18 protein-coding genes are annotated in these 23,442 nt (G+C 64.3%); 12 read left to right on the top strand and 6 right to left on the bottom strand.

What is annotated here, in order from left to right:
• Nucleotides 1-4 precede the first annotated feature (4 nt).
• Entirely contained in the window at nt 5-1,171 is a 1,167-nt protein-coding gene (locus HV798_RS08180) for a pyridoxal phosphate-dependent aminotransferase (RefSeq protein WP_175192325.1), read from the bottom strand.
• Nucleotides 1,172-1,285: 114 nt separating this feature from the next.
• On the opposite strand from HV798_RS08180, the gene HV798_RS08175 reads away from it, so the two are divergent.
• From HV798_RS08175 to HV798_RS08140, 8 genes are all read left to right on the top strand, one after another.
• The gene (locus tag HV798_RS08175; RefSeq protein WP_175192326.1) at nt 1,286-2,320 is read left to right on the top strand and encodes an AbrB family transcriptional regulator; all 1,035 of its coding nucleotides are present in this window, start codon (nt 1,286-1,288) and stop codon (nt 2,318-2,320) included.
• Nucleotides 2,321-2,554: 234 nt separating this feature from the next.
• Nucleotides 2,555-2,761, top strand: a complete 207-nt coding sequence (locus HV798_RS08170) for a cold-shock protein (RefSeq protein WP_025140381.1) — start codon at nt 2,555-2,557, stop codon at nt 2,759-2,761.
• Nucleotides 2,762-5,494: 2,733 nt separating this feature from the next.
• Nucleotides 5,495-7,414 (top strand): tRNA uridine-5-carboxymethylaminomethyl(34) synthesis enzyme MnmG, encoded by a 1,920-nt coding sequence (gene mnmG / locus HV798_RS08165; protein WP_175192327.1) that lies wholly within the window; start codon nt 5,495-5,497, stop codon nt 7,412-7,414.
• Nucleotides 7,411-8,100: a 16S rRNA (guanine(527)-N(7))-methyltransferase RsmG gene (rsmG, locus tag HV798_RS08160; RefSeq protein WP_175192328.1), complete on the top strand. Its 690-nt coding sequence runs from the start codon at nt 7,411-7,413 to the stop codon at nt 8,098-8,100. The genes mnmG and rsmG overlap by 4 nt, the downstream gene beginning before the upstream one ends.
• On the top strand, nt 8,097-8,897 hold the full coding sequence (locus HV798_RS08155) for a ParA family protein (protein WP_025140378.1): 801 nt from the start codon (nt 8,097-8,099) through the stop codon (nt 8,895-8,897). Before rsmG ends, HV798_RS08155 begins: the two co-directional genes overlap by 4 nt.
• A gap of 10 nt (nt 8,898-8,907) precedes the next feature.
• On the top strand, nt 8,908-9,729 hold the full coding sequence (locus HV798_RS08150) for a GNAT family N-acetyltransferase (RefSeq protein WP_175192329.1): 822 nt from the start codon (nt 8,908-8,910) through the stop codon (nt 9,727-9,729).
• 43 nt (nt 9,730-9,772) lie between these two features.
• Entirely contained in the window at nt 9,773-10,690 is a 918-nt protein-coding gene (locus HV798_RS08145) for a ParB/RepB/Spo0J family partition protein (RefSeq protein ID WP_025140376.1), read from the top strand.
• A complete protein-coding gene (locus HV798_RS08140) occupies nt 10,683-11,687 on the top strand; it encodes an asparaginase (RefSeq protein WP_175192330.1) in 1,005 nt (334 codons plus the stop codon). Before HV798_RS08145 ends, HV798_RS08140 begins: the two co-directional genes overlap by 8 nt.
• Here HV798_RS08140 and HV798_RS08135 read toward each other — a convergent pair.
• The gene (locus tag HV798_RS08135; protein ID WP_175192331.1) at nt 11,681-12,574 is read right to left on the bottom strand and encodes a LysR substrate-binding domain-containing protein; all 894 of its coding nucleotides are present in this window, start codon (nt 12,572-12,574) and stop codon (nt 11,681-11,683) included. The genes HV798_RS08140 and HV798_RS08135 overlap by 7 nt on opposite strands.
• A gap of 121 nt (nt 12,575-12,695) precedes the next feature.
• Between HV798_RS08135 and HV798_RS08130 the strand changes: the two genes are divergently transcribed.
• The 4 genes from HV798_RS08130 (at nt 12,696) to HV798_RS08115 (ending at nt 17,247) form a co-directional block, all read left to right on the top strand.
• On the top strand, nt 12,696-13,283 hold the full coding sequence (locus HV798_RS08130; RefSeq protein ID WP_175192332.1) for a cysteine dioxygenase family protein: 588 nt from the start codon (nt 12,696-12,698) through the stop codon (nt 13,281-13,283).
• 2 nt (nt 13,284-13,285) lie between these two features.
• Nucleotides 13,286-14,461, top strand: coding sequence for a cystathionine beta-lyase (gene metC, locus HV798_RS08125; protein WP_175192333.1), 1,176 nt, complete (start codon nt 13,286-13,288; stop codon nt 14,459-14,461).
• Nucleotides 14,462-14,502: 41 nt separating this feature from the next.
• Nucleotides 14,503-16,098 carry a rhodanese-like domain-containing protein gene (locus HV798_RS08120; protein WP_175192334.1) on the top strand — a complete coding sequence of 532 codons (1,596 nt, stop codon included), beginning with the start codon at nt 14,503-14,505 and terminating at the stop codon, nt 16,096-16,098.
• Nucleotides 16,099-16,245: 147 nt separating this feature from the next.
• Entirely contained in the window at nt 16,246-17,247 is a 1,002-nt protein-coding gene (locus tag HV798_RS08115) for a Bug family tripartite tricarboxylate transporter substrate binding protein (RefSeq protein WP_175192335.1), read from the top strand.
• 17 nt (nt 17,248-17,264) lie between these two features.
• Here the strand turns inward: HV798_RS08115 and HV798_RS08110 are convergent, their stop codons facing one another.
• The 4 genes from HV798_RS08110 to HV798_RS08095 are packed head-to-tail and all read right to left on the bottom strand — an operon-like array spanning nt 17,265 to nt 23,422.
• Entirely contained in the window at nt 17,265-20,009 is a 2,745-nt protein-coding gene (locus tag HV798_RS08110; RefSeq protein WP_175192336.1) for a bpX6 domain-containing protein, read from the bottom strand.
• Nucleotides 20,006-21,838: a hypothetical protein gene (locus HV798_RS08105; RefSeq protein WP_175192337.1), complete on the bottom strand. Its 1,833-nt coding sequence runs from the start codon at nt 21,836-21,838 to the stop codon at nt 20,006-20,008. Before HV798_RS08105 ends, HV798_RS08110 begins: the two co-directional genes overlap by 4 nt.
• A 31-nt stretch (nt 21,839-21,869) precedes the next feature.
• The gene (locus tag HV798_RS08100; protein ID WP_175192338.1) at nt 21,870-22,304 is read right to left on the bottom strand and encodes a bpX5 domain-containing protein; all 435 of its coding nucleotides are present in this window, start codon (nt 22,302-22,304) and stop codon (nt 21,870-21,872) included.
• Nucleotides 22,301-23,422 (bottom strand): AAA family ATPase, encoded by a 1,122-nt coding sequence (locus tag HV798_RS08095; RefSeq protein ID WP_246288622.1) that lies wholly within the window; start codon nt 23,420-23,422, stop codon nt 22,301-22,303. Before HV798_RS08095 ends, HV798_RS08100 begins: the two co-directional genes overlap by 4 nt.
• Nucleotides 23,423-23,442: the final 20 nt, after the last annotated feature.

Genomic DNA, 23,442 nt, shown 5'->3' with positions numbered 1-23,442 from the left:
TCGGTCAGACTTGCGCCAGGCGTTCCAGCGCCGCGTCCAGCGTGGTGTCTTTCTTGGCGAAACAGAAGCGCACGATGCGGTGGTTCGATTCCGGCGCATCGGGCTTCTGGTAGAAGGCCGACACCGGGATCACCGTCACACCGTGGCGCACCGTCAGGTCGCGCGCAAAATCGGCTTCGCTCTGTTTGGAGATATCGCTGTAGTCCGCCAGCAGGAAGAAGGTGCCGGGGCTGGGCAGCGGCTTGAAACGCGTCTTGGCCAGGCCTTGGGCCAAGCGGTCGCGCTTGGCCTGGTAGAACGCGGGCAGGTCCAGGTAGGGCTTGGGATCGCGCATGAATTCGGCCAGCGCGAATTGCATGGGCGAGGGCACCGTGAACACCATGAACTGGTGCACCTTGCGCAGCTCGGCGCTCAATTGGCGCGGCGCGCAGCAGTAGCCGATCTTCCAGCCGGTGGTGTGGTAGGTCTTGCCGAACGATGAAATGACAAAGGCGTGCTCGGCCAGCAGCGGGCGACGCGCCACGCTGGCGTGCGGCTTGCCGTCGAACACGATGTGTTCGTAGACCTCATCGGACACCAGCAGCACGCCGGTGTCGCGCACAATGGCTTCCAGCGCGTCCAGGTCGCTGTCGTCCAGCACGGCACCGGTGGGGTTGTGCGGGAAGTTCAGCATCAGCAGGCGCGTCTTGGACGTGATGGCGTCGCGCACGCGCTGCCAGTCGATGCGGTAGTAGGGGTCGTCCGTGGTGGGCGCGCGCAGCGGCACCGGCACGGCCGTGCCGCCGGCCAGGCGAATGGCGGGCAGGTACGAGTCGTAGCAGGGCTCGATGACCACGACTTCGTCGCCGCTGTTCACGGCGGCCAGTACCGTGGCCATCAGGGCTTCGGTGGCGCCGCTGGTGACGGTGATTTCGGTTTCGGGGTCATAGGCGCGGCCGTACAGGGCCTGCGTCTTGGCGGCGATGGCTTCGCGCAGAGGCGCCACGCCGGGCATGTAGGGGTACTGGTTATGGCCGTCGGCCATGGCCTTGCTGACCAGCGCGCACAACGCCGGGTCGGGATCGAAGTCGGGAAAGCCCTGGCCCAGGTTGATGGCCTTGTGCTCGATGGCCAGGCGGCTCATGACGGTGAAGATGGTGGTGCCGACGTCGGGAAGTTTGGATCGGATCATGGTGGACGCGAAGGTGAACGCTAGGTATGCACGGGAGTTTTCGTAAGTATCCCACTAACTCATAATTCCGGTTTCTCATGAGCTTATGGCGTGGACGGTGTCGTGGTGCAGAACATGTTGTTGAGAGTCTTCGGCGGATTGGCGATCGCGTTGACGGGGGCCTTGCTGGCGGTGTGGGCGCACATCCCGCTGCCCTGGATGCTGGGGGCGCTGCTGTTGACGGCGGCGGTGCGGATCGGCGGTCTTCGCACGGTCTGCCCGCGCCCGGCGCGCAACGCAGGGCAGTGGGTCATCGGCACGTCGCTGGGCCTGTATTTCACGCCGCAGGTCATCGGGCACATCGGCACCAACGCCGGGCCGATCATCGTCGGCATGTTGTTCGCGTTGGGGCTGGCGTTCATCGGCACCGCCATCCTGCGGCGCTACACCGATGTCGATTTCAAGACGGCGTGGTTCTCTTGCGCGATGGGCGGCGCCAGCGAGATGGCCAGCCTGGCGGAACGGCATGGTGCGCGTATCGATCGCGTGGCGACGGCGCACAGCGTGCGTGTGCTGATGGTGGTGTTGACGGTGCCCTTCATCTTCCAGTGGTGGGGCGTGGCGGGCATCGATCCGACCGTGCCAGGGCCGCGTACCGTGGATGGTGCAGGCCTGGCTGCGCTGGTGGGCCTGACCTGCATCGGAGGCCTGTTCTTCATGAAGCTGAGGCTGCCCAATCCGTGGGTGCTGGGGCCGATGCTGGTGGCCATGCTGCTCACCAGCAACCGCATCGAACTGTCGGCGTTGCCGGACTTCGTGCCCAAGATCGGCCAGCTCTTTATCGGGTGGTCGTTGGGTGATCGCTATCGGCCCGATTTCTTCCGTGCGGCGCCGCGCTTCATTGCCGCAGTGGCCGTGTTCACGGTCATCGCGTTGGCGTTGGCATTTGGCCTGGGCGCCTTGTTGTCGCTATGGTCCGCGGCACCGATTCCCACGTTGATCCTGGGCACTACGCCAGGTGGCATCGCAGAGATGGCCATCACCGCGAAAGTGCTGCAGCTAGGGGTTCCCGTGGTCACCGCGTTCCACGTCACGCGCATGGTATTCGTCGTGATCGTGACCGGTCCGATGTACGCATTGCTGGCGCGTCGGCAGGCTAATTCCGCGTGACGGGATTGCGTTTCCAGTCAGAAAAATACGACATTGGGGTAAACAACTATATGAGTCTGTAATGTCGGATGAGTATGCTGATTCCGCAGTTGATTCAAGCAGCGCGCGGACTCGTTCTGCTGCTTTTGCGGCATGCGAGAACGCAGCAGCAACGCAGGTATCCCTACCGGTCGTTCAGTTCTCACGGCGTCCTTGATTCATTGCATTTCGAGTTAATTACAGGACGCTAGGAAAATGGCTCAGAAGGGCAAAGTTAAGTGGTTCAACGCTGACAAGGGTTACGGTTTCATCACGCCGGACACCGGCGGTACCGATGTTTTCGCACACTTTTCCGCCATCCAGGGCCGCGGCTATCGCAGCCTGAACGAAGGGCAGGAAGTCGAATTCGAAGTCAAGGATGGTCCGAAAGGACCTCAAGCGGCCGAAATTCGCCCGCTCTAAATCGGGAAATCCCAATTTCCCGTCTGCCAGGCCAAGCCTGGCTACGACGCCCCAGAACCTCACGGTCTGGGGCGTTGTTTCATTCCGGCCGAGCTTTGTGCCGCCTTAGATGCGCTCAATGTTAGTGTTCACTAACATATCCTCCAACCTTGGATAAGTTTGTGGATAATTATTTTCGGGCATGAGTATCCGGCTGCTCAGTAATGAAGCAACCGTGAATTTGAAATCACGGTTTTGCACATTTTTAGACACCTCATGAATTGCGTTCTTGACGTCGATCCCCGCACTGACAGCACCAGGCTGCCAGCTTGCCGTTCCATGGGAAACAGCGCTTTTCCGTAGGGAAACCATGTGGTTACGCGGCTTTTGTTGATTGTTTTTCTGCGCGGGCCGATCTTTTTTTACGCCGGCGGGCCGAGGTAAGGACGGCGGTTCGGGTCGCCTCGGTGGCGGTTGTTCACAAAGATATCCCCATCCCGGTTATGCACAGAATTAGGCCTTCGGCGCCCAAATGATGGGTGCTCAACCTGTGGATAGAAATGGGGATAGCAGTCCTCGCGTGACCTCGGCCGGGGGGAATCTGGTGTTCTGAGTGGGGCCTGGCCGGCGCCCATGATCGGGCTGCTGTGGATTTCACGTGAAAGGAAAATTCGCGTCGAATTTCCTTTCGTCGACTTTTCCACAGGTGGCTGGCATGCCGCCTCAGCCAAATGGATGATGGCGTTGCCCGTGAGGGGAGGGCAAGATATTTGTTGCATCAAGCGTCCCCGGCAACTTGTGCACAGGGCAGCGCTTGATCGCAGATCTGAATAAGGTTGGGGATAAGTGCGGCGCGCGTACGGCAGTCGGATCCAGACAGAGCGGCGATTGGACTTCGGCAGGGAGATGAAGTTCCCGAGGGGGTGTGACCCGCATCGAGCATGTTTGGTACGCGGCCTAGTTGGGGCACATGCGCATTGCGGGCAGGCGCATCGAAGATTTTAAGAAAGCCAATGGGTTCGATAGCGCTGACTTATCCACAATTTTTTCCACCGTTTTTCATAGGCTGATTAGCGCGTCACCATATCCTCCAGAAAGGGCGGCGAAGCGGGCCGGACGCGTAGCAGAGTACGGGCTCTAAAGACAATTTCCCTGGGAAGGCATTGCCGTTTTGTGCGTTTTGCCAAATCTGGGTATTTGAATTGCCGTCGGTACTTCGTGGCTGATTACGGGGCAATCTCTCCTGTTGAATCGAAGCCTCTTCCCAAGTTATCCCCAAAGTTGTTCCACGTGAAACCGGCCGATTGCAGCCCGAGCGGACTGTGGATTGATATGTTGATAAATCATGGTTGCCCTGGATGCTGGGCGTGGCGACGTTCTCAGTGCGGGATGAAGTTACTGCTGCGGTCCTGCCTTGGTTTGCGGTTGCACTGGGGGTTGGGCCGGATGCACCAGGACGTAGTCGTGCCCAATTGCGGGGACGCATAAGGGATTGAGCCGATCCTGTGTTGGAGGGGCTGCGGACCCTGGTTACGGACTGCCCGCAGTGTTCGAAATTCTTGCCTTGCTATGTTTCAGTCGGATGACGGGAGATGGTCAACCGGCCTGGTGCTGCCCGTAATCTTCCGAGAGGTTCTTGAATTTTCCGTTGACTGGGACAGGAAGCTTGGGTGCGGCTTCGGTCCATGTTTCACGTGAAACCCAAAAATTCACCATATTTTGGGGTAAGGGGTAGGGTAGGGCTCTGAAAACTGTCTTCTTTTCAACGTGGATGGATTGGATGGGTGCGCGAATGTCTTGATGGAAGGGCGTGTCTTCGTGATCAGGCCCTAGCGTCGAAGCTGTTTTGACCTTTCCGACCTGTGCGAGCACTCATATTGGTCCCTACGGCCTGATGGATTTGCTGTGTTCCACGTGAAACGTCACGGGAGGGGCCGCGCATAAGGTCTGCGAAGCTGAATGATCTGCCTCAGTTTTCGCGTGTTTCACGTGGAACATTCTCGATAGACTGATGAACTACAGGGTTCGGGTGCGTTCACTTCACGCGTTGCAGTGTGCAGCGGGATCGGGGTTTCGATGCTGAGTGCTACTGCTTCCTTGGTATGTTTCACGTGAAACATTGGCGGTGCAGCCTTTCGGTCACCTTATCAAGTAGTGCGGTGTGGCATTCCACCTAGCCTCTCCCGCTGGTCTCAAGCCCCGTTCAGTGAATTATGTTCCACGTGAAACATACAACGATGATCATCGTTTCCATCATTGAACAGCGCCTGGGGAGGTCATTCATATTCTTGGATTCTGAATGGCAGATATCAGTACGAAGGCTATGCTCAATGTTTCACGTGAAACATGCCGCTTGAGAATGACGAAGATCTCTAACCTTGGTTGCTCGCCATCGCTTGTGTAGGAACAGACCGAGCATGCGGACCATATGACCGGTCATAGATTGTGCTTGAGCGCAGGGTGATCTTCTATGTTCTACATGAGGGCAGCACGCCCCGAGCACTGCTGGTGGGCTCATGTTTCACGTGAAACATGCCCGGGTAAGAGCAGGGCGCCGGTGTGTTTCACGTGGAACATCCACTCAACAGAGGCAAATGCCGACATATTTGGCCGCACCAGGAGGCCACCTCGTTGCCTTTTGCACACGAACAAGGGAAGACCTCTGGGCCCATTGCTGCACCGAACCATGTTTCACGTGAAACATGCCCCCCCTGCCTCTATAATGAGCACCGAACGCTCTCTTACCTCCCCATCATGGATTATCCCCGCGAATTCGATGTCATCGTCGTTGGTGGCGGCCACGCCGGCACCGAGGCGGCGCTGGCTGCAGCGCGCGCTGGCGCCCAGACGCTGCTGCTCACCCACAACATCGAAACCCTAGGTCAGATGTCTTGCAATCCCTCCATTGGCGGGATCGGCAAAGGCCATCTCGTCAAAGAAGTCGACGCCCTTGGCGGTGCCATGGCACTGGCAACGGACGAGGCGGGGATTCAGTTCCGCATCCTCAACGGTTCGAAGGGGCCGGCCGTACGCGCAACCCGCGCCCAGGCAGACCGGGTGCTTTACCGCCAGGCCATCCGTGGCCGTCTGGAAAACCAGCCCAACCTGTGGCTGTTCCAGCAAGCGGTCGAGGATCTGATGGTGGAAGGCGACCGCGTGGTCGGTGCCGTCACCCAGGTCGGACTCAAGTTCCGAGCCAAGACTGTGGTGCTTACCGCCGGCACGTTTCTGAATGGCCTGATTCACGTGGGCCTGCAGAACTACTCGGGTGGCCGCGCGGGAGATCCCCCCGCCATTTCGCTGGGCCAACGCCTGAAAGAACTGCAGCTGCCCCAAGGCCGTTTGAAGACCGGCACTCCGCCGCGTATCGACGGTCGCAGCATCAACTACAGCATTCTTGAAGAACAACCGGGCGATCTCGATCCGATTCCCGTCTTCTCGTACATGGGCAATGTGGCGATGCACCCGCGGCAATTGCCGTGCTGGATCACGCACACCAACGCCCGTACCCACGACATCATCCGTGGTGGCCTGGATCGCTCGCCCATGTACAGCGGCGTGATCGAAGGGGTAGGGCCGCGCTATTGCCCGTCCATCGAAGACAAGATCCACCGTTTCGCTGACAAGGAATCCCACCAGGTCTTCCTCGAGCCCGAAGGGCTGGACACGCACGAGGTCTACCCCAACGGCGTATCGACCAGCCTGCCGTTCGACGTGCAGCTGGACTTGATCCATTCCCTGCCCGGCCTGGAAAACGCGCACATCCTGCGCCCGGGCTACGCCATCGAATACGACTACTTCGATCCACGTGGATTGAAGAGCACGCTCGAAACCAAGGCCATCTCCGGGCTGTTCTTCGCCGGCCAGATCAACGGCACCACCGGCTACGAAGAAGCTGCGGCCCAGGGCTTGCTTGCTGGCGTGAATGCCGCGTTGCAATCGTTGGGCCGCGATTCCTGGACGCCGCGCCGCGATGAAGCCTATCTGGGCGTGTTGGTCGACGACCTGGTGACGCGCGGCGTAACCGAGCCGTACCGCATGTTCACGTCGCGTGCCGAATACCGCCTGAGCCTGCGTGAAGACAACGCCGATCTGCGCCTGACCGAAATCGGCCGCCAGCTCGGCATCGTCGATGACGCCCGCTGGGAAGCCTTCAACCGCAAACGCGATGCCGTCGCCGCCGAAGTCGAACGCTTGAAGTCGTCGTGGGTGAACCCGCGGCTGTTGCCGCTGGAAGTGGCTGAGCCGCTGCTCGGCAAGGCCATTGAACGTGAGTACTCACTAGCTGACCTGCTGAAACGTCCGAATGTTTCCTATGAAGCCTTGATGGCCGCCCGCAATGTCGACGGTACGCTCCTGGCCGGCCCCGGTGTCGTGGCCGACGAGGTGCTGGCCGAGCAGGTCGAGATCCAGGTGAAGTACGCCGGCTACATTGCCCGCCAGCAAGACGAAGTGCAAAAGCAGATTGCCCACGAACAACAGCCCATCCCGGCGGACGTCGATTACGACGCCGTGACCAGCCTGTCGTTCGAAGTGCGCCAGAAGCTGAAGACGCATCGGCCCGAGACCATCGGCCAGGCCGCCCGCATTTCGGGCGTGACGCCGGCGGCGATCTCGCTGCTGCTCATCCACCTGAAGCGCCTGCATTACGGCTCGCGCAAGCAAGCCGCATGAGCGCCCATCCCAATCCGGCCGGCGCAGACATGGCCGGCCGTCTCTCCCTTGCCTTCGAGCAACTGGGGCTGCAGGCCGATGCCGGCGCCGCCCCCAAGCTGCTCGACTACCTGGCGCAGATGCAGCGCTGGAATCGAACCTATAACCTGACCGCCATCCGCGATCCGCAGCAGATGCTGGTGCAGCACCTGTTCGACAGCCTGGCCGCGGTGGGCCCGTTCAGCGAGGCGCTGGGCCAGCCCGGCACGCCGGCCAAGGTCTACGACGTCGGATCCGGTGGCGGCTTGCCTGGCGTCGTCCTGGCCGTCATGCGGCCAGAATGGTCCGTGACCTGTGTCGACGCCGTAGAAAAGAAAACCGCATTCGTTCGGCAGATGAGTGGCGCGCTGGCCTTGCCCAATCTGCAGGCCCGCCATGCACGCATCGAAACGCTGGACCCCGCCGACTGCAACATTGTGACGTCGCGTGCCTTCGCATCCTTGGATGATTTTGCGATGCTCGCGGGCAGGCACGTGGGCAACGATGGTACCCTCGTCGCGATGAAGGGCAAGGTCCCCGATGATGAGATCGCAGCGCTGCACGCGCGCGGGGAATGGCAAGTCGACCATATTCAGCAGCTCCGGGTGCCGGAGCTGCAAGCAGAACGCTGCCTGATCTGGATGCGCCGCAGTCAAGGAACCCTATGAAGAACTTACCCCCCAGCTCGTCCGCCCGCGTTTTCTGCATCGCCAATCAAAAAGGCGGTGTGGGCAAGACGACGACCGCCATCAACCTGGCGGCCGGCCTGGCGACGCACAAGCAACGCGTGCTGCTGGTGGACCTGGACCCGCAAGGCAACGCCACGATGGGCAGTGGCATCGACAAGAATTCGCTCGAGTCGAACCTGTACCAGGTGCTGATCGGTGAATCCACGATCGAGCAGGCGCGCGTGCGCTCGGAATCGGGCGGCTACGACGTGTTGCCCGCCAACCGTGAATTGTCCGGCGCCGAGATCGACCTGGTGCAGATGGACGAACGCGAGCGTCAGCTCAAGGCTGCCATCGACACCGTGGCCAGCCAATACGATTTCGTCCTGATCGACTGCCCGCCCACCCTGTCGCTGCTGACGCTGAACGGCCTGGCGGCCGCGCACGGCGTCATCATCCCGATGCAGTGCGAATACTTCGCGCTGGAAGGCCTGTCCGACCTGGTCAACACGATCAAGCGCGTACATCGCAACATCAACGACGACCTACGCGTCATCGGTTTGTTGCGTGTCATGTTCGACCCGCGCATGACGCTGCAGCAGCAAGTGTCCGCGCAGCTCGAAGCGCACTTCGGCGACAAGGTCTTCAAGACCGTCGTGCCGCGCAACGTGCGCCTGGCCGAGGCCCCCAGCTATGGCATGCCCGGCGTGGTCTACGATCGCGCCTCGCGCGGCGCACAGGCCTACATCGCCTTCGGCGCCGAAATGATCGAACGCGTTCGCGACCTGAATAAATAAGCCGTACAGCATGTCCGCCGCACCGCGCCATTCTTCGACCCACGCCTTGCCCCACACGCCGCCCGCCGACGTGCGCGATGCGCTGCGCGTGCGTCTCGAAGAAGCCGCGCTCAATGCCACGGCGGTACGCGCGCAAGTGCTTTACGACGGCTGGCTGGTGCGTTTTTCGCAGTCGTCCGCCAAACGGGTACGCAGCATCAATGTGCTGGGGTTATCCACACGTCCGCTCGATGAGCGGCTGGCGTATTGTTCAACGTTGTATGCGCGCCATGGCTTGCCCATGGTGCTGCGCATCACCTCCATCGGTCCCGATTTCGCCCTGGACGCCGACCTGGAGTCCCGTGGTTACATCCTCACTGGCGAGACCCGAGTCATGAGCATGCCGCTCGCCCCCAGGCCTGGCGCCCGGGGCGATCTGCTTTTCAAGACAGTGGACGCTGCCCGATTCGCGGCGGCGGTCGGACGCATGCGCGATTCACGTCCGGAACACATCGCCGAGCATCAATCCCGTCTCGAAGGGCTGGCTGTGGATATCTCGCCGGTGCTGGCGCTGGACAGCGCCGGACATTGCGTGGCCGCTGGCATGGCCGTGCGCGATGGCGATGTCGTGGGGATGTTCGATGTGGTGACGGACCCGGGGCAACGGCGCAAGGGGCACGCCGCGATGTTGGTCGAGCATCTGTTGGCACAGGGCGCCGCTGGCGGCGCCACCACGGCTTATCTGCAGGTCGAGCCGGAAAATACCGCGGCGCGCGCCTTGTACGGCCGCTACGGTTTCAAAGACTGTTACGCGTATTGGTACCGCCTGCCCGCCGAGCAGGCGGACGCCTGAGCCTGGCTCGGGATACAAAAACAGAAGGAAAGAGGATTTAACTATGGCCACCAAGAAACCCAAGGGTTTGGGTCGCGGACTTGACGCCTTGCTGGGCGCCGACGCGCCTGCGATCGACAATATCGGCAAGGCTGCGGCCAAGCCCGAGGGTCTGCCGTCCACCTTGCCTGTTTCGAAGATGCGGGCCGGCAAGTATCAGCCGCGCACCCGCATGGACGAGGGCGCGCTGGGCGAGCTGGCCGAATCGATACGCACACAAGGAATCATGCAACCCATTCTTGTGCGCGCGCTGGGCGATGCGCCCGGCCACTACGAGATCATCGCGGGCGAACGTCGTTTCCGCGCGGCGCAGCTGGCCGGCCTGAAAGAAGTGCCGGTGCTGGTGCGCGAAGTCGCCGACGAAAATGCGGCCGTCATGGCGCTGATCGAAAACATCCAGCGCGAAGACCTGAATCCGCTGGAAGAAGCGCATGGCGTGCGCCGCCTGCTCGACGAATTTGGTTTGACGCACGAGCAGGCCGCGCAAGCCATCGGCCGCTCGCGTTCGGCCACCAGCAATCTGCTGCGGCTTTTGAACCTGGCCGCTGCCGTGCAGACCATGCTGTTGGCCGGCGACGTCGACATGGGCCATGCTCGCGCGCTGCTGGCCGTGGATGCCGCCACGCAGATCCAGCTGGCCAACCAGATCATCGCGCGTCGCCTGTCGGTGCGCGAAGCCGAAAAGCTGGTCGCCAAGACCGCCAAGGAAGCCGAGACCGCGGCGTCGCCCAAGAAAAAGACCAACGGCGCGTCGCGCGACCTGACGCGCCTGGAAGAGGCCTTGTCCGATCATCTGGGCACCCGTGTGGCACTGAAGGTCGGCGCCAAGGAAAAGGGCCAGATCGTGATCGACTTCCATGGTTGGGAACACCTGAATTCGCTGCTCGAGCGTCAAGGCTTGTCCGGAGTGGTCGATGCCTGATCAGGCTTTGCCGGTCATTGCCGTACTGGCCACCGGCGGCACCATTGCCGGCGCCCAGGCCGACGCCACCGCGGCCGGCTACAAAGCCGGCTCGTTCTCGGTAGGCGACCTGCTCGCAGCCGTGCCGCAGTTGGCGGGCCTGGCGGACATCCGCGCCGAGCAGGTGGCCAACGTGGGCAGCCAGAACATGACGCACGACGTCTGGCGCGCGTTGGCGCAACGCGTGGATGCGCTGTGCGCCGATGCATCGGTGGCCGGCATCGTCATCACCCACGGCACGGATACGCTTGAAGAAACCGCGTACTTTCTCAGCCTGGTGATCCAGCACGACAAACCGGTGGTGCTGGTGGGTGCGATGCGTCCGGCCACCGCGCTGGGCGCCGAAGGCCCTGCGAACCTGTACAACGCGGTAGCGCTGGCGCGGCACCCTGACGCGCGTGGCCGCGGCCCACTGGTCGTCATGAACGAAGACGTGCACTACGCACGCGAGATCCAGAAGATCGCCAGCGCCGGCATCAGCGCCTTCGCCTCGCCCAATCGCGGACGCGCAGGCGTCATGCACGGCGGCGTGCCGTGCTTCTATTCGCGCAACACCACGACGCACACGGCACAAAGCGAGTTTTCACTCGCATTGTTGGAAAAGGCGGGATGGCCGCGCGTGGATATCGTCTATGCGCACGCCAATCTGCAAGCCGATGTCATTGCATTCATCGCCGGCAAGGCCGACGGCATCGTGCTGGCCGGCGTGGGCGATGGCAATGCCACCGACCTGGCCGTCGAGGCCTTGACCCGTGCGGCTGCCGATGGCGTGGCGGTGGTGCGCTCCAGCCGCACCGGCAGCGGCCTGGTGGCGCGCGATGTCGAACTGGACGACGCGGCGCTTGGCTTTGCCGCCGCCCGCGACCTGAGTCCGCAAAAAGCCCGCATCCTGCTGATGCTGGCGCTGTGCATCACCCGTGAACCTGCCGCCGTGCAGGGTTACTTCGACCGCTATTGAAGGCTTGCGGGGTTGGGTGCGGCATCCGCATGCCGCGCCAACCCCAGGCTGGCCTTGAGCATGTCGTAGACCTGCCGCGTCAGCGGATTGATCAGGTCACGCCTTATCCACAGGAAGTACGTTACGTCCGGCAAGGGCGGCAGGCCTTCCTTTTCACCCAGCACCCGCATTTCCGGCCCCAGCAGCTCCACGCTGCGCGCCGTGACGCCCAGGCCCGCCCGCAGCGCGGCCTTGATGCCCACCAGGTTCGGCGCCACGTAGTTGGTGTGCCAGCGCACTTGCGCCTGTTCCAGCGCCGTCAACGCCAGGCGGCGGAAGATGCTGGGTTCATCGGCCAGCACCAGCGGCACCGGCGCGTTCACATCGTGCACGTAGTCGGCCGACGCCAGCCAGACGGTGGGCGAGGTGCGCAGCGCCACGCCTTCGAAGTCCTGGTCAAAGCGGGTCGATATGGTCAGGTCGAGTTCACCGGCCCGCAGCGCGTCCATCAGGAACGGGCTGCGATCGGCGCGAATCTCGAGTTTCACGCGCGGCGCCGAGCGCGCGATGTGCGTCAGCAGTGTGGGCAGGATGGTGTCCGCGACGTCCAGCGGCGCACCCAATCGCAAATCGCCTTCCAGCGGCCCGTCCTGCAATGCGCGCAGCGCCTCGTCGTTGATGGCCAGCATGTGGCGTGCGTATTCGACCAACCGCCGGCCGTGGGTGGACAAGGCCTTGTTGCGCCCTTGCTTTTCGAACAGCGGCAGGCCGATGGTGGCCTCCAGGCGCTGCATTTGCTGCGTGACGGCCGATTGCGTCTTGTGCAGCCGGTTGGCCGCTTCGGAAAACGTCTCGTAGCGCGCGATCGCGGTCAGCGTGCGCAGCAGGTCCAGATCCAGATTACGCATGTCGCTTGAAATCTAAAGTATTAGCAATGCTTATGGAATCTTAAGGCAATTTAAATTGTTGCGCCCCGCCCGGGGCGATACAGTGACCGAAATAACTCATGAAACAAGAGGGAAAGTCACTGTGGGCAACGCGCATCCTCACCAGCAGGGCATCGACAGCATCGTTGGAAATATTAAAAATACTTTAGGAAATAAGGGCCTGAACCGCGACAGCCTGAAGGCCGTGCTGGACGACCTGATCCAGCTGGCAGGCCACACCGACTGGTGGGCCCAGGACCGCTACCCGGCGCCGGAAGAAGGCGAGCGCCAGGCGCGCTACCTGATCAGCGAAGACGCCGACAAGCAATATGCGCTGTACTTGAACGTGATGCGGCCGGGCAAGCAGATCGTGCCGCACAACCACACCACCTGGGCCTGTATCGCGGCCGTGGAAGGGGTGGAATACAACTACGTCTACGACCGCACCGACGACGGGTCGGTGCCTGGCGTGGGGCATCTGGAAAAGACCGGCACCGTCGTGGTCGGCCCGGGCGCCGGCATCGCACTGATGCCTGACGATATCCACGCCGTCGAGATCCAGGGCGACAGCGTCATCCGTCACCTGCATATGTACGGCCGCGCGCTGGAAACGCTGACCGAGCGGCTGGCCTTCGATCTGGCCGCCGGCACCTGCAAAGTCATGCCTATCGGCGTGCAGACCCGTCGCTGATCATGGACAAGCCCTATCGGTCCGCGACGCGGCTGCTGCGTGCCGGGCGCCCGCATGGCGGCTGGGTCAACACCCCGGTCACGCGTGCCAGCACCTATGTGTTCGACAGCGTCGCGGCCTGGCGCGACACGCGGGCGCGCCGCGAGCAGGAACGCCTGCCGTCCTATGGCGCGCGCGGCACCGACAGTACGCACGCACTGGAAGATGCGCTGGTCGAACTGGAACAGGGCTTTCGCGCCAAGCTGTTTCCCACGGGGCAGGCGGCCATCGCCACCGTGTTGCTGGCCTATCTGCGCGCCGGCGATCATGTGCTGGTGACCGATGCCGTGTACGAGCCGGTGCGCCGCTTTTGCGCCGAACATCTGTCGCGCCTGGGTATCGAGTTCTCGTATTACCCGCCGGATGGCAACGGCCTGGCCCAGTGGGTGCGTCCGAACACCCGCATGATCTACGCCGAATCGCCGGGTTCGCTCACCTATGAAATGCCGGACCTGCGCCGCCTGGCCGAGTTGGCGCGGCAACACGATTGCTGGCTGGCTGTGGATAACACCTGGGCTTCCGGATTGCTGTGCCAGCCGCTGTCGCTGGGCGCCGATATCTCGATTCTTGCCGCCACCAAATATCTGGGCGGCCACGCCGACGTGATGATGGGCGCGGTCGTGACCAACCCGCGCGCCTGGCGGCCGTTGGACCGCGCAGGCATCGACTTCGGCCAGACCGTCGGCGCCGACGACGCCTTCCTGGTGCTGCGCGGCATGCGTTCCCTGCCGTTACGCCTGGCCCAGCATGCCCGCAGCGCGATGCGCGTGGCCGAATGGCTGCAGGGCAGGGCAGAGGTTGCGCGCGTGCTGTGCCCGGCGCTGCCTGGCGATCCGTCGCATGCCGTCTGGCAGCGTGAATGCTCCGGCACCAACGGCCTGATGACACTGGAGTTCGCGGCGCCCATCACCGACGCCGATATGGAGCGCGCCATCGATGCACTGCGACTGTTCGGCATCGGCGCTTCGTGGGGCGGCTTCGAAAGCCTGGTGATTCCGGTGCAGCTGGGCAATGCGCGATCGCTGCCGGCACCGCAGGCGCGCGGTCCGATGCTGCGCCTGCATATCGGGCTGGAAGACCCGGAAGACCTGATCGCCGACCTCGAACACGCGTTGACCCAGTTGCGGCCCCAGCGCTGATATCCGCCATTCCCCCATTTCCGATTCCAGAGAATTCACTGATGCATCCCCATTCCGACCTGAACACGGCCGACGTCGATTCCCACACGCTCAAGGGCTGGCTGCATGACGGCAGCGAGATTGCGCTGCTGGACGTGCGCGAACATGGTCAATACGGCGAGTCTCACCTGTTCTATGCCGCGCCGGTTCCGTACAGCCGGCTTGAAGCCGACATCGTGCGGCTGGCGCCGCGTCGCGGCGTGCGGGTGGTGGTCTATGACGAGGGCGGCACGGACGACACGGCGGCGCGCGCGGCGCACGCATTGCGCGGATTGGGTTATCCACAGGTGTATCGCTTGGCAGGCGGCATTGCCCAATGGCTGCGCGACGGCTATGCGGCATTCGCCGGCGTCAACGTGCCCAGCAAAACCTTCGGCGAACTGGCCGAAGAAGTTTTCCACACCCCCCGCATCGGCGCACGTGAATTGGCCGAACGCCAGCGTCGCGGCGACGATCTGATCGTGCTGGATGGCAGGCCCTTTGCCGAATACCAGAAGATGAGCATTCCGGGCGGCATCTGCTGCCCCAACGGCGAACTGGCCTTGCGCGCACACACGCTGGCCAAGGACCCGGCCACCACCATCGTGGTCAATTGCGCCGGGCGCACGCGCAGCATCATCGGCGCGCAGACGTTGATCAATCTTGGCGTGCCCAACCCTGTCTACGCGCTGGAAAACGGCACTCAAGGCTGGTATCTGGAAGACTTCAAGCTCGACCATGGCGCGCAGCGCCGCTACGTCGATAGCGTGGCGCCCGAAGACCTGCCGGCGCTGGTGCAGCGTTCAGCCAATCTGGCCGAGCGCCATGACGTGCCGCGCGTCGATGCACGTCAGGTGCAGCACTGGCTGGATGACGCCAACCGCAGCACCTTCCTGTGCGATGTCCGCAGCGCCGAAGAATTCGCGCAAGGGTCCTTGCCCGGCGCACAGCACACGCCGGGCGGACAGCTGATCCAGGCCACCGACCAATATCTGGCTGTGCGCGGCGCGCGCATCGTGGTGTTCGATGCCGAAGGCGTGCGCGCACCGGTCGTGGCCAGCTGGCTGCGCCAGATGGGCTGGGACGCAAGCGTGCTGCAAGAGGGTGTCGCTGCAGCATTGAATGTCACTGCGGCTTCGGTCGACGTGCCGACCGTGCCGGTGCTCGACGATACCGCGCTGGCCGCTGCATCGGCCCAAGGGGCGCAACTGGTCGATATTCGCGCCAGCATGCGTTATCGCGCCCAACATATCGCGGGGGCGCAATGGTCGATTCGCCCGCGCTTTGCCGATCTGGCGCTGGATCCCGCGCAACCGGTGGTGCTGCTGGCCGACGAGCAGGCCGTAGCCGCCTGGGCGGCGGCGGATCTGCGGGCGCTGGGTGTGCGCGACGTCAAGGTCAATCTCGGATCGCCCGCTGGCTGGTCGGCCGCAGGCCTGGCCCTGCAAGCCACACCTGACGAGCCCGCCGACCGCGATTGCATCGACTACCTGTTTTTCGTGCACGACCGCCACGACGGCAACAAGGCCGCGGCGCGTCAGTACCTCGCCTGGGAAACCAATCTGGTCAAGCAGATCGACGAGCGCGAACGCGCCGCGTACCGCTTCCCGGCGCAGTAACCCGCGCGCTGCGCAAGCGGCCGCACGACATGCTTCATCCGATCAGCACGCCCCGGCGCCAAGCCGCCGGGGCGCGGACGGTTCCTGGCGAACCGAAATGCAACGGACGGCCGAGTATCCGGCCGCCGACAACAAGGGGAAGTACCGATGACAAAGCAACACGTGCTGCAAGCTTGCAGAACCGCGGCGGCCCTGGCCTGCCTGGCATGGGGGGCCAGCGCCCACGCCCAGGCGCTCGCGCCGCTGGCCGACTATCCCAAACAGGCGATCACGGTCGTATCGCCGTTTCCGCCCGGGGGCGGCAACGACGGCGTGGCGCGCCTGATCGCGCAGGAACTCGGCGCGATCACGGGGCAAAGCGTGGTGGTGGAAAACCGATCCGGCGCCGGTGGCAACGTGGGCACCTCCCAAGTCTCGCGCGCCAAGCCGGATGGCTACACGCTGGTGATGTCGCAGACCAGCGTCATGGCCGTGAATCCGCGTCTGTACAAGAACGTGGGCTTCGATCCCGTCAAGGACTTCGTGCCCATCTCGCAGATCACGTCCGCGCCGCTGGTGCTCGTGTCGCGCAGTGAAAGCGCCTACAAGTCGTTGAGCGACTACCTGGACGCTGCGCGCAAGCAACCGGGCGTCATCACCTACGCCACGCCTGGCAACGGCACCATGAGCCACCTGATGGGCGCGCTGCTGTCGCAAAAGGCGGGCGTGAAACTGGTGCACGTGCCGTACCGTGGCGCCGCGCCCGCCATCACCGATCTGATGGGCGGCACCGTGGACATGCTGATCACTTCGCCCGCATCGGCCGAACCCATGGTGGCCGCCGGCAAGCTGCGCATCCTGGCGCTCAGCCACGACAATGGCATCGGCATCTTCAAGACCGCGCCCACGCTCAAGCAATCGGGCCTGGACGGCATCACCGCCGACGACTGGTATGGTCTGTTCGCACCCGCCGGCACGCCGCCCGACCGCATCGCCTATCTGGCAAAGGCCGTGGCCCAGGCCATGAAGTCGCCCAACGTGATCGCCAAGATTCAGGCGGGCGGCAGCCAACCCGTGGGCAGCGCGCCCGATGCTTTCCAGAAGCGCTTGCAGCAAGATACGGTGTACTGGGCAGACATGGTGAAGGTGGCGGGCGTGTCGGTGGACTGACCCGTCTTGGGAGGCTGTCAGAGCACCTGCGCGCCCCAGGCCTCGCCTGATTTCAGATCGCATCGGAACAGGCGGCCCTGCGTATCGACGACCACCAGATCGGATCCGGCGACCCGCAGTGTCATGACGGCGTCCGCCGGCCAGTCCAGCCGGGCGCGCGGCACGGAGACGCTGGCGTCATACGCGAACAGTGTCCAACGTAGGGTATGGGCATCGAGCGGCGTGCCGACGAATAACCAGTTTTCTTCCTGTCGCAGGCCGTACTGATCGTCTTGCGCCGGGTCCAGCGGACTCACCGGCGGCACCCAGCTGAAGCCGGAGGCATTGGTCAAGCGCAAGCACCGGGCGCCCGTGTTGTCGCGCTCGAAGCCGACGGCGATGAGTTCGCCGCGCGGCGCCAGGATGCGGGCGCTGTCGCTGTCGGCGACGTCGTTGCGCGCAATCAGGCGCCGGCTGGGCAGGGCGTAACTCCACATCTGCGCGGCCGTCCGCTCGTGATCGACGATCAGGAAGTGTTCCTGGGTGCCGAACCGTTGATACGCCGCGATGCTTCCGGGCAGGTCGCCTACGCGCCAGTGCGCGGAAAACGCCTTGTCCACATCCACCACGCGGATTTCTTGCCGGGTTGCGATGACCCAGTTGGTGCCGTCGAAATCACGAGCATGAAAATCGAATGCCAGCATGCCCAGGTCGGTGGCGTGTCGCGTCGCCAGGTCCAGCTTGCTGATGCGCCACAGATGATCGCGGCGCGCCAGCGCCAGGGCACTGCGGCGATTCTTGGCGATCACCAGCAGGTCGGCGGGCACGGCAAAGCGGAACAGCGTGCGGCCGCGCCGGTCGACCACCAACGCGCCGGATTCGCCCAGCGCCAGCAGCGTGCGGTCTTCATCCAGCGCCGCGGCGTCCAGCAAAGGCATGGCGCCGGGCTCGGGTGCAAACCATTCCTTTGCCCTTTCCGCCTCGCTGAGCTGCCGGGCAGGCATGGACGGCAGCTTGGACGGTAAGTCCGCCTGCAACAGCGCGTCGCCGCTGAGCGCGATCAGTGTTTTCAGGTCCTTGGATGCCAGCGATGCGCGTTGCGCCACGTGGTCTTCGAGGAGCGGCGCAATCAACAGATTTGCCAGCCGTGCGATGGCCGACTGCTGTGCGCCGGATTTCTTCGGCGTTTGCGCCTGCACCAGCAGCAACGCCTGCAGCATCTCCGAGCGCGCGTGGCTGGCGGCGGGGTCTTCGCACAAGGTCGGCAGCAGGTCGGACTGCGGATCCAGCGTGTCCGGCAGCAGCATGGCACGTTTGACTAACGCCCTGGCTGACAGGCCGCCGCCGGCGCGTTCGGCAAGGCAAAGCCACTGCGCGGCGCGCTCGCGTTCCTCCGGCAGCGGCCAGATCGCCTCAACGGCCTCCAGCCAGTCACCCCGGGCGCACAGCATCTCGGCCCACTCCATTCGCAGCCGGTTGGCGGCCTCGGGCCACTTTTCCTGCATCTGCGGAATCGCTTGCGCGAAGGCGTCGTCGCGCCGCACGATCTGGATCGCCCGCTTCCAGTCGCCAACCAGGCAATGCAGGCGCACGATGGTGGCGGGCGCGCAGTCCCACGCCAGTGACAGCCGCGCCGCCTGTTCCAGACGGCCGTGTTTTTCCAGATAGTCCAGCGCCTCCTGTCGCGCGTTCAGCAGTTCGGCCAGCACGAAGACTGCTTCGTCGATTCGTCCGGCGCGATCCAGCTTTTCGAAGCTCTGGCGGTACAGCGTGCGCAGATGGGCATTGAGCGTGGGGTCGAACATCATCGACGGTCCCGCGGCGCGCTGTTCCTGCAGGCTCAGGCTGTCGCGGCGGCCCGGTGTGTCGAACGCCTGCCCGGTGCTGTTCAGGTCTCCGTCCAACGGGACGGCATGACGCAAGGCTTCTTGCAGGTTGCCTTCGTCGAACATCTTCATCATGCGTCGCAAGTAGGCGGCCTGCTTTCTGCCCACCATCTTGCCCAACAGGGTCGCATTCGCCAGCCGCGCCAGCCAGTTGCGCCAGGCCTGAGGCTTGATGGGACCTGCGCGGGGGGCGACGCCGGCGTGGGAATGGCCGGAGTGGGCGTGACCCGCCGCCTGGGCCGCGCGAGCGGGCATCGCCAATCGTTGCAGCAGCGTTTGCCAGAACGATCCGCGCGACGACTGGCGGGCGCCAGGGGCGGCGGCCGCGTCTGGCCGGCGGGCCTGTTGCCGGCGCCGCGCCATGTCGGCCAGGAACTCGCTGCGCTCGGCGCTTGGGGGCGGAATTGCGTCGCCCAGCACCTCGCGCAGATCCTGAACCGGCGACGGCATGTCGGCGGCGGGCGGGGCGAGGGCCTGGCTGCAATCGTAGGTGTCCAGCAAACCGTAGCGGTCGACGTCCATCCAGGCTTGCAGGGCCAGTCTGCTGCCCTGGGCGAGTTGCCGTGATTGCGCCTGGGCCCCGCGGACCAGGTGCAGGTCGGCAACCGGCAACGCCGCAATCTCGTCCTTGGCCAACACCGCCGAGCACAACGCCGTGCCCACGCGTAGCAACGGCCACCCCAGGCTGCGGTCGCAATCGACATGAGCGGGTGCCGCGAATATCAGCAGATCGCCGTCGTCATAGCGATAGGCGCGCGCGCCGTTCTGCCAGTGCGAGACGAGTTCGCGTATGCGCTGCCCGTTATCGAATCGCTCGGCGGAGAACCACAGCGCCGCGATCAACTGATGGCCGCTGAGCAGCGGACGCCGGATGGGGGCGCTCGATGAGACGTTCATGCCTGAGCCTTTGCAGCGGATTCGCTTGCGCTGTGCAAGTGCAGCAGCAGCCGGGGCGGGGTGATGGAATGGACGATCAACTGCCGGTCGTCGGTCAGCATGGCGACCACGCCGGCCTGGGTCGCAACCGACAGGCGGGCGATCGGGCGTGGCGCGGTGTAGAGCGTGTCCAGGCCGTCGCGGTGCAGCAGGCTAACCGAGAGCCTGGACGCGTTCAGGACGACCAGGCCAGCCTGGTGGCTCTCGGATGACAGATGCAGGCCGACCACCGACCAATTTGCCGGGATACGCCACGTTTCGGCCGGCGCGTCGACGCCGGGATGGACGCGCCAGGCATCCTGCTTATGCGTTTTTTCCTGTACGGCGCAGGCCTGCCGCAGCAGGCCGCGGTTCGACTGGCGCAGGCTGGCGAAGAACACGGCGGGATTCTTCTCGGGGGCGGGACCCAGCGCCACGGTGCGTGGATCCTGCAGCGCACCGTCGACCGTCACCCACTGCAGCAATTGGCCGTGGCGCCGGATATAGGTCAGCCCGGTATCGCCATTGACCGCGCTCATGCCCAGCACGTCCAGATCCAGGGTCTTGGTGATGGCCGGTTGCGCGCTGCGTTCCTTGGCCAAGAGGCTGCGCCGGGCGGTCCAGTAGACCAGCCTGCCGGCCTTGTCGAGCAGGAACAGCCGATTGCCTGTAGACGAGGTGATCCAGGCGCAAGGCAGGCGGGCTGCCGTGCCAGGAGGAATCAGCAGCGTCTCGCGTGACGGAAGCTCCACGGATTCGAAGTCGGGCAGTTGCCAGAAATGCAGTTTTTCCTCGGCGCTGACGATGCCGCACAGTTGGCGTCCGGCGAAGGTCAGGGTGAGCGGCGGGCGTCGCGCGCTCCAGCGCACCGGGCTGCTCTTGGCCTTGGTATCGGGCCGCGACAGGTTGGGCAATTGAATCAGCAGCACACCGCGCTCATCGAGCAAGGGCGCGGCGATGCGTGCGCCATCGGGCGAGAGCAACGGCGCGGCCAGAAGCGACAGGCGTTGCGAGCTGGCCTGGTTCAGTTGCGCGCCCGCTTCGTTCTTGAACTGGCCTTTCAGCAACCGCACCGCCGCCTTTTCTTCGGGTAACGGCAGGCGTAGTTTGCCGTTGCCCAGATCCAGTTCCAGGCCGCCGCTTTCCGGTGTGCGCCACAGCATGGCGTGGCGGGGCGCTGGCAGCGTCCGTGACTGCTCGCGCAGACCTGGCGGGCCGATCAGCCAGCATTCTCCCGGAGGCGAGGGCAGCCGCGCGATCGCCGCGTGCCATTCGTCGATATCCGCCGCGCTTGGTGATTGATAGCAACGGCTGGAAAGCAGTTTCTTCAGCTGCGCCGAGGACTCCAGCGGCAGCAATTTGCCAGGCGCCTGGAGCAGGCCCCAGCGCAGTTCGCCGCCAGCTTGGGCGGCGCGGCGCGCCAGCAGGATCAACATCGCCAGCTGGGCCAGCCGGGGGGAGCCTAGTTGCCGCGGACCGGCATCGAACAGCGCGATGATGAGGCGGTTGGCTCGGTGAGCCTGCCGTGCCGGCGCCAGGAACAGATGTTCGCCGTTGGCGGCGCGGCGCAGGAATTCGTCGGGCAGTTCGTCGGCCAGCAGCCACTCGGTGGCCAGCAGATGCTCATAATTGCCGCGCCGTCGCAAGTCGCCCAACCCTTCGAATTCCGGTTGGCCGGCCGTGTCCTGTTCGCGGATCGGACCCAGCAGCGGATGAACCCGGCTAAGCAGATCGCCCACGGCCGGCACCAGTTCGGAATCGAACCAATCCAGCCAAAGCCGCCAGGGCTGCAGGGATTCAGGAAGTTGCACGGGTCAGACGATTACGGAGCGGGAAGAGGAATCAACGGCCGCGCCAGAGCGCATCGATGCGCTCCAGCAGCTCGGTGTTGACGGGCAGTTGGCGATCCAGGGGAATGCAGACGGCGGGGTCGCGCCACAGCAGCATGGGCTTGCGTCCATGACGGCCCTGCAACGCCAGCGATATCAGGTCCAGGGGCAGGTCGGGTTGCCAACGCGTAGGCAGCCATAACGCCGGGTCGACGCTGGCGGCGGCATAATCCGCCCCGTCCACCCAGGGCAGGTCCGCGCTTGCGCCCAGCACGACCAGCGCATCGGGGGCCGCCGTGGCATGCAGGCGTGCCCGGCGCGGGCCGGGCAGTTCGGCCAGGCGCGTCAGCAGCTGCGCGGCGGCATCGCCCCAGGCGATGGCGGCACCAGGTTCCGGTACGGGATCGCGGGGCCGCCAGGACCACCCCAGCAGGTCGGACGGGTTCATGCCGGCGCGATTAGCTGCGCCATCAGGCGCAGCCGCAGCGCCTGCAGTTCGGCAGGCAGTTCGTCGCGCGAGAAATTCGCGTCGATTTCCCTGAGCAACGCTTCCAGTCGAGCGGGGCCTTCTTCGCTGGTATCGGCCAGGCAATGACGGGACGCTTCGATCAGGCGGCTGGCTCGGGAATGCGGTTGCAGCGTGGCTTCTTCGATGGCGCTGAACAGATTGGGATTGCCGGACGCCGCCAGCGAGGCGCGCAGCGTGTCGCGGCCGGACTCCTGGGTTTCCTTGGTCGGCAGCATATACAGCAGCGGCCAGAGATCGGCCGGCGTGGCGTGCAGGCGGCCGCCCAGCAGCGCCGCCGCCGCCACCAGCCGTTGCGACTTGACGATACGCCGGTCGGACAGCGGGATGCCGGCCTGGCGCAGGCTGCGTATCGCATTGGCCAGCGGGGGGCGCGCCGCGGTCAGATCCACCTGCGCCAACGAGCGTCCCAGCGTATCCAGAGGCGCCAGGCCGATAGAGGCAGCCGCGGCGGATTGCTCCGACTGCCAGCCGCCTTCCAGCATGGCTTCCAGCAGATTGTCCGGCAGCGGCTCGACGAACAGGCGCAGCATGAAGCGGTCGGCGAATGCCGACAGCGACTCATCGGACGGCAGGGCGTTGGCGGCGCCCACGCACACGCGCATCGCGCAAGCCACGTCCGTGTGGCCGCGGCGGAAGCGCCGCTCGTTCAGCACGCCCAACAGGGAATTGAGGATGGCCGTCGAACCCAGGAATACCTCGTCCAGGAACGCCACGTCCGCCTGCGGCAACATGCCGGTGGTGTCGGTTTCGACGGTACCTTCGCGCAGCTTGCGCAGGTCGACGGTGCCGAAGATCTCGGACGGCTCGGTGTAGCGGCCCAGCAGGTATTCAAAGTAGCGGCCGCCCAGCGATTGGGCCACGCGCCGCACGACCGCGCTCTTGGCGGTGCCGGGAGGGCCGATGACCAGCAGATGTTCCTGCGCCACGGCGGCCAGCATGATCAACTCGGCCAACTGCTCGCGTCCGACCAGGCCGGTGGTGGCACGCCGTATACCTTCGCGGATCTGTTGCGCCGCGACTTGAATCGATGAGGTCAAGATAAGGGTTCCCTGCGCAA

The sequence above is a fragment of the Achromobacter deleyi genome (assembly GCF_902859705.1).
GTDB classification, from domain to species: Bacteria; Pseudomonadota; Gammaproteobacteria; order Burkholderiales; family Burkholderiaceae_B; genus Achromobacter; species Achromobacter deleyi.
The sequence above is the reverse complement of the archived record's forward strand: the minus strand, read 5'-3'. Positions and strand labels throughout refer to the sequence as shown.

What these genes read in the sequence shown, in the direction of transcription:
- HV798_RS08180 (WP_175192325.1), bottom strand. Translation starts at nt 1,171, where the DNA reads ATGATCCGATCCAAACTTCCCGACGTCGGCACCACCATCTTCACCGTC.
- HV798_RS08175 (WP_175192326.1), top strand. Translation starts at nt 1,286, where the DNA reads ATGTTGTTGAGAGTCTTCGGCGGATTGGCGATCGCGTTGACGGGGGCC.
- HV798_RS08170 (WP_025140381.1), top strand. Translation starts at nt 2,555, where the DNA reads ATGGCTCAGAAGGGCAAAGTTAAGTGGTTCAACGCTGACAAGGGTTAC.
- mnmG (WP_175192327.1), top strand. Translation starts at nt 5,495, where the DNA reads ATGGATTATCCCCGCGAATTCGATGTCATCGTCGTTGGTGGCGGCCAC.
- rsmG (WP_175192328.1), top strand. Translation starts at nt 7,411, where the DNA reads ATGAGCGCCCATCCCAATCCGGCCGGCGCAGACATGGCCGGCCGTCTC.
- HV798_RS08155 (WP_025140378.1), top strand. Translation starts at nt 8,097, where the DNA reads ATGAAGAACTTACCCCCCAGCTCGTCCGCCCGCGTTTTCTGCATCGCC.
- HV798_RS08150 (WP_175192329.1), top strand. Translation starts at nt 8,908, where the DNA reads ATGTCCGCCGCACCGCGCCATTCTTCGACCCACGCCTTGCCCCACACG.
- HV798_RS08145 (WP_025140376.1), top strand. Translation starts at nt 9,773, where the DNA reads ATGGCCACCAAGAAACCCAAGGGTTTGGGTCGCGGACTTGACGCCTTG.
- HV798_RS08140 (WP_175192330.1), top strand. Translation starts at nt 10,683, where the DNA reads ATGCCTGATCAGGCTTTGCCGGTCATTGCCGTACTGGCCACCGGCGGC.
- HV798_RS08135 (WP_175192331.1), bottom strand. Translation starts at nt 12,574, where the DNA reads ATGCGTAATCTGGATCTGGACCTGCTGCGCACGCTGACCGCGATCGCG.
- metC (WP_175192333.1), top strand. Translation starts at nt 13,286, where the DNA reads ATGGACAAGCCCTATCGGTCCGCGACGCGGCTGCTGCGTGCCGGGCGC.
- HV798_RS08120 (WP_175192334.1), top strand. Translation starts at nt 14,503, where the DNA reads ATGCATCCCCATTCCGACCTGAACACGGCCGACGTCGATTCCCACACG.
- HV798_RS08115 (WP_175192335.1), top strand. Translation starts at nt 16,246, where the DNA reads ATGACAAAGCAACACGTGCTGCAAGCTTGCAGAACCGCGGCGGCCCTG.
- HV798_RS08110 (WP_175192336.1), bottom strand. Translation starts at nt 20,009, where the DNA reads ATGAACGTCTCATCGAGCGCCCCCATCCGGCGTCCGCTGCTCAGCGGC.
- HV798_RS08100 (WP_175192338.1), bottom strand. Translation starts at nt 22,304, where the DNA reads ATGAACCCGTCCGACCTGCTGGGGTGGTCCTGGCGGCCCCGCGATCCC.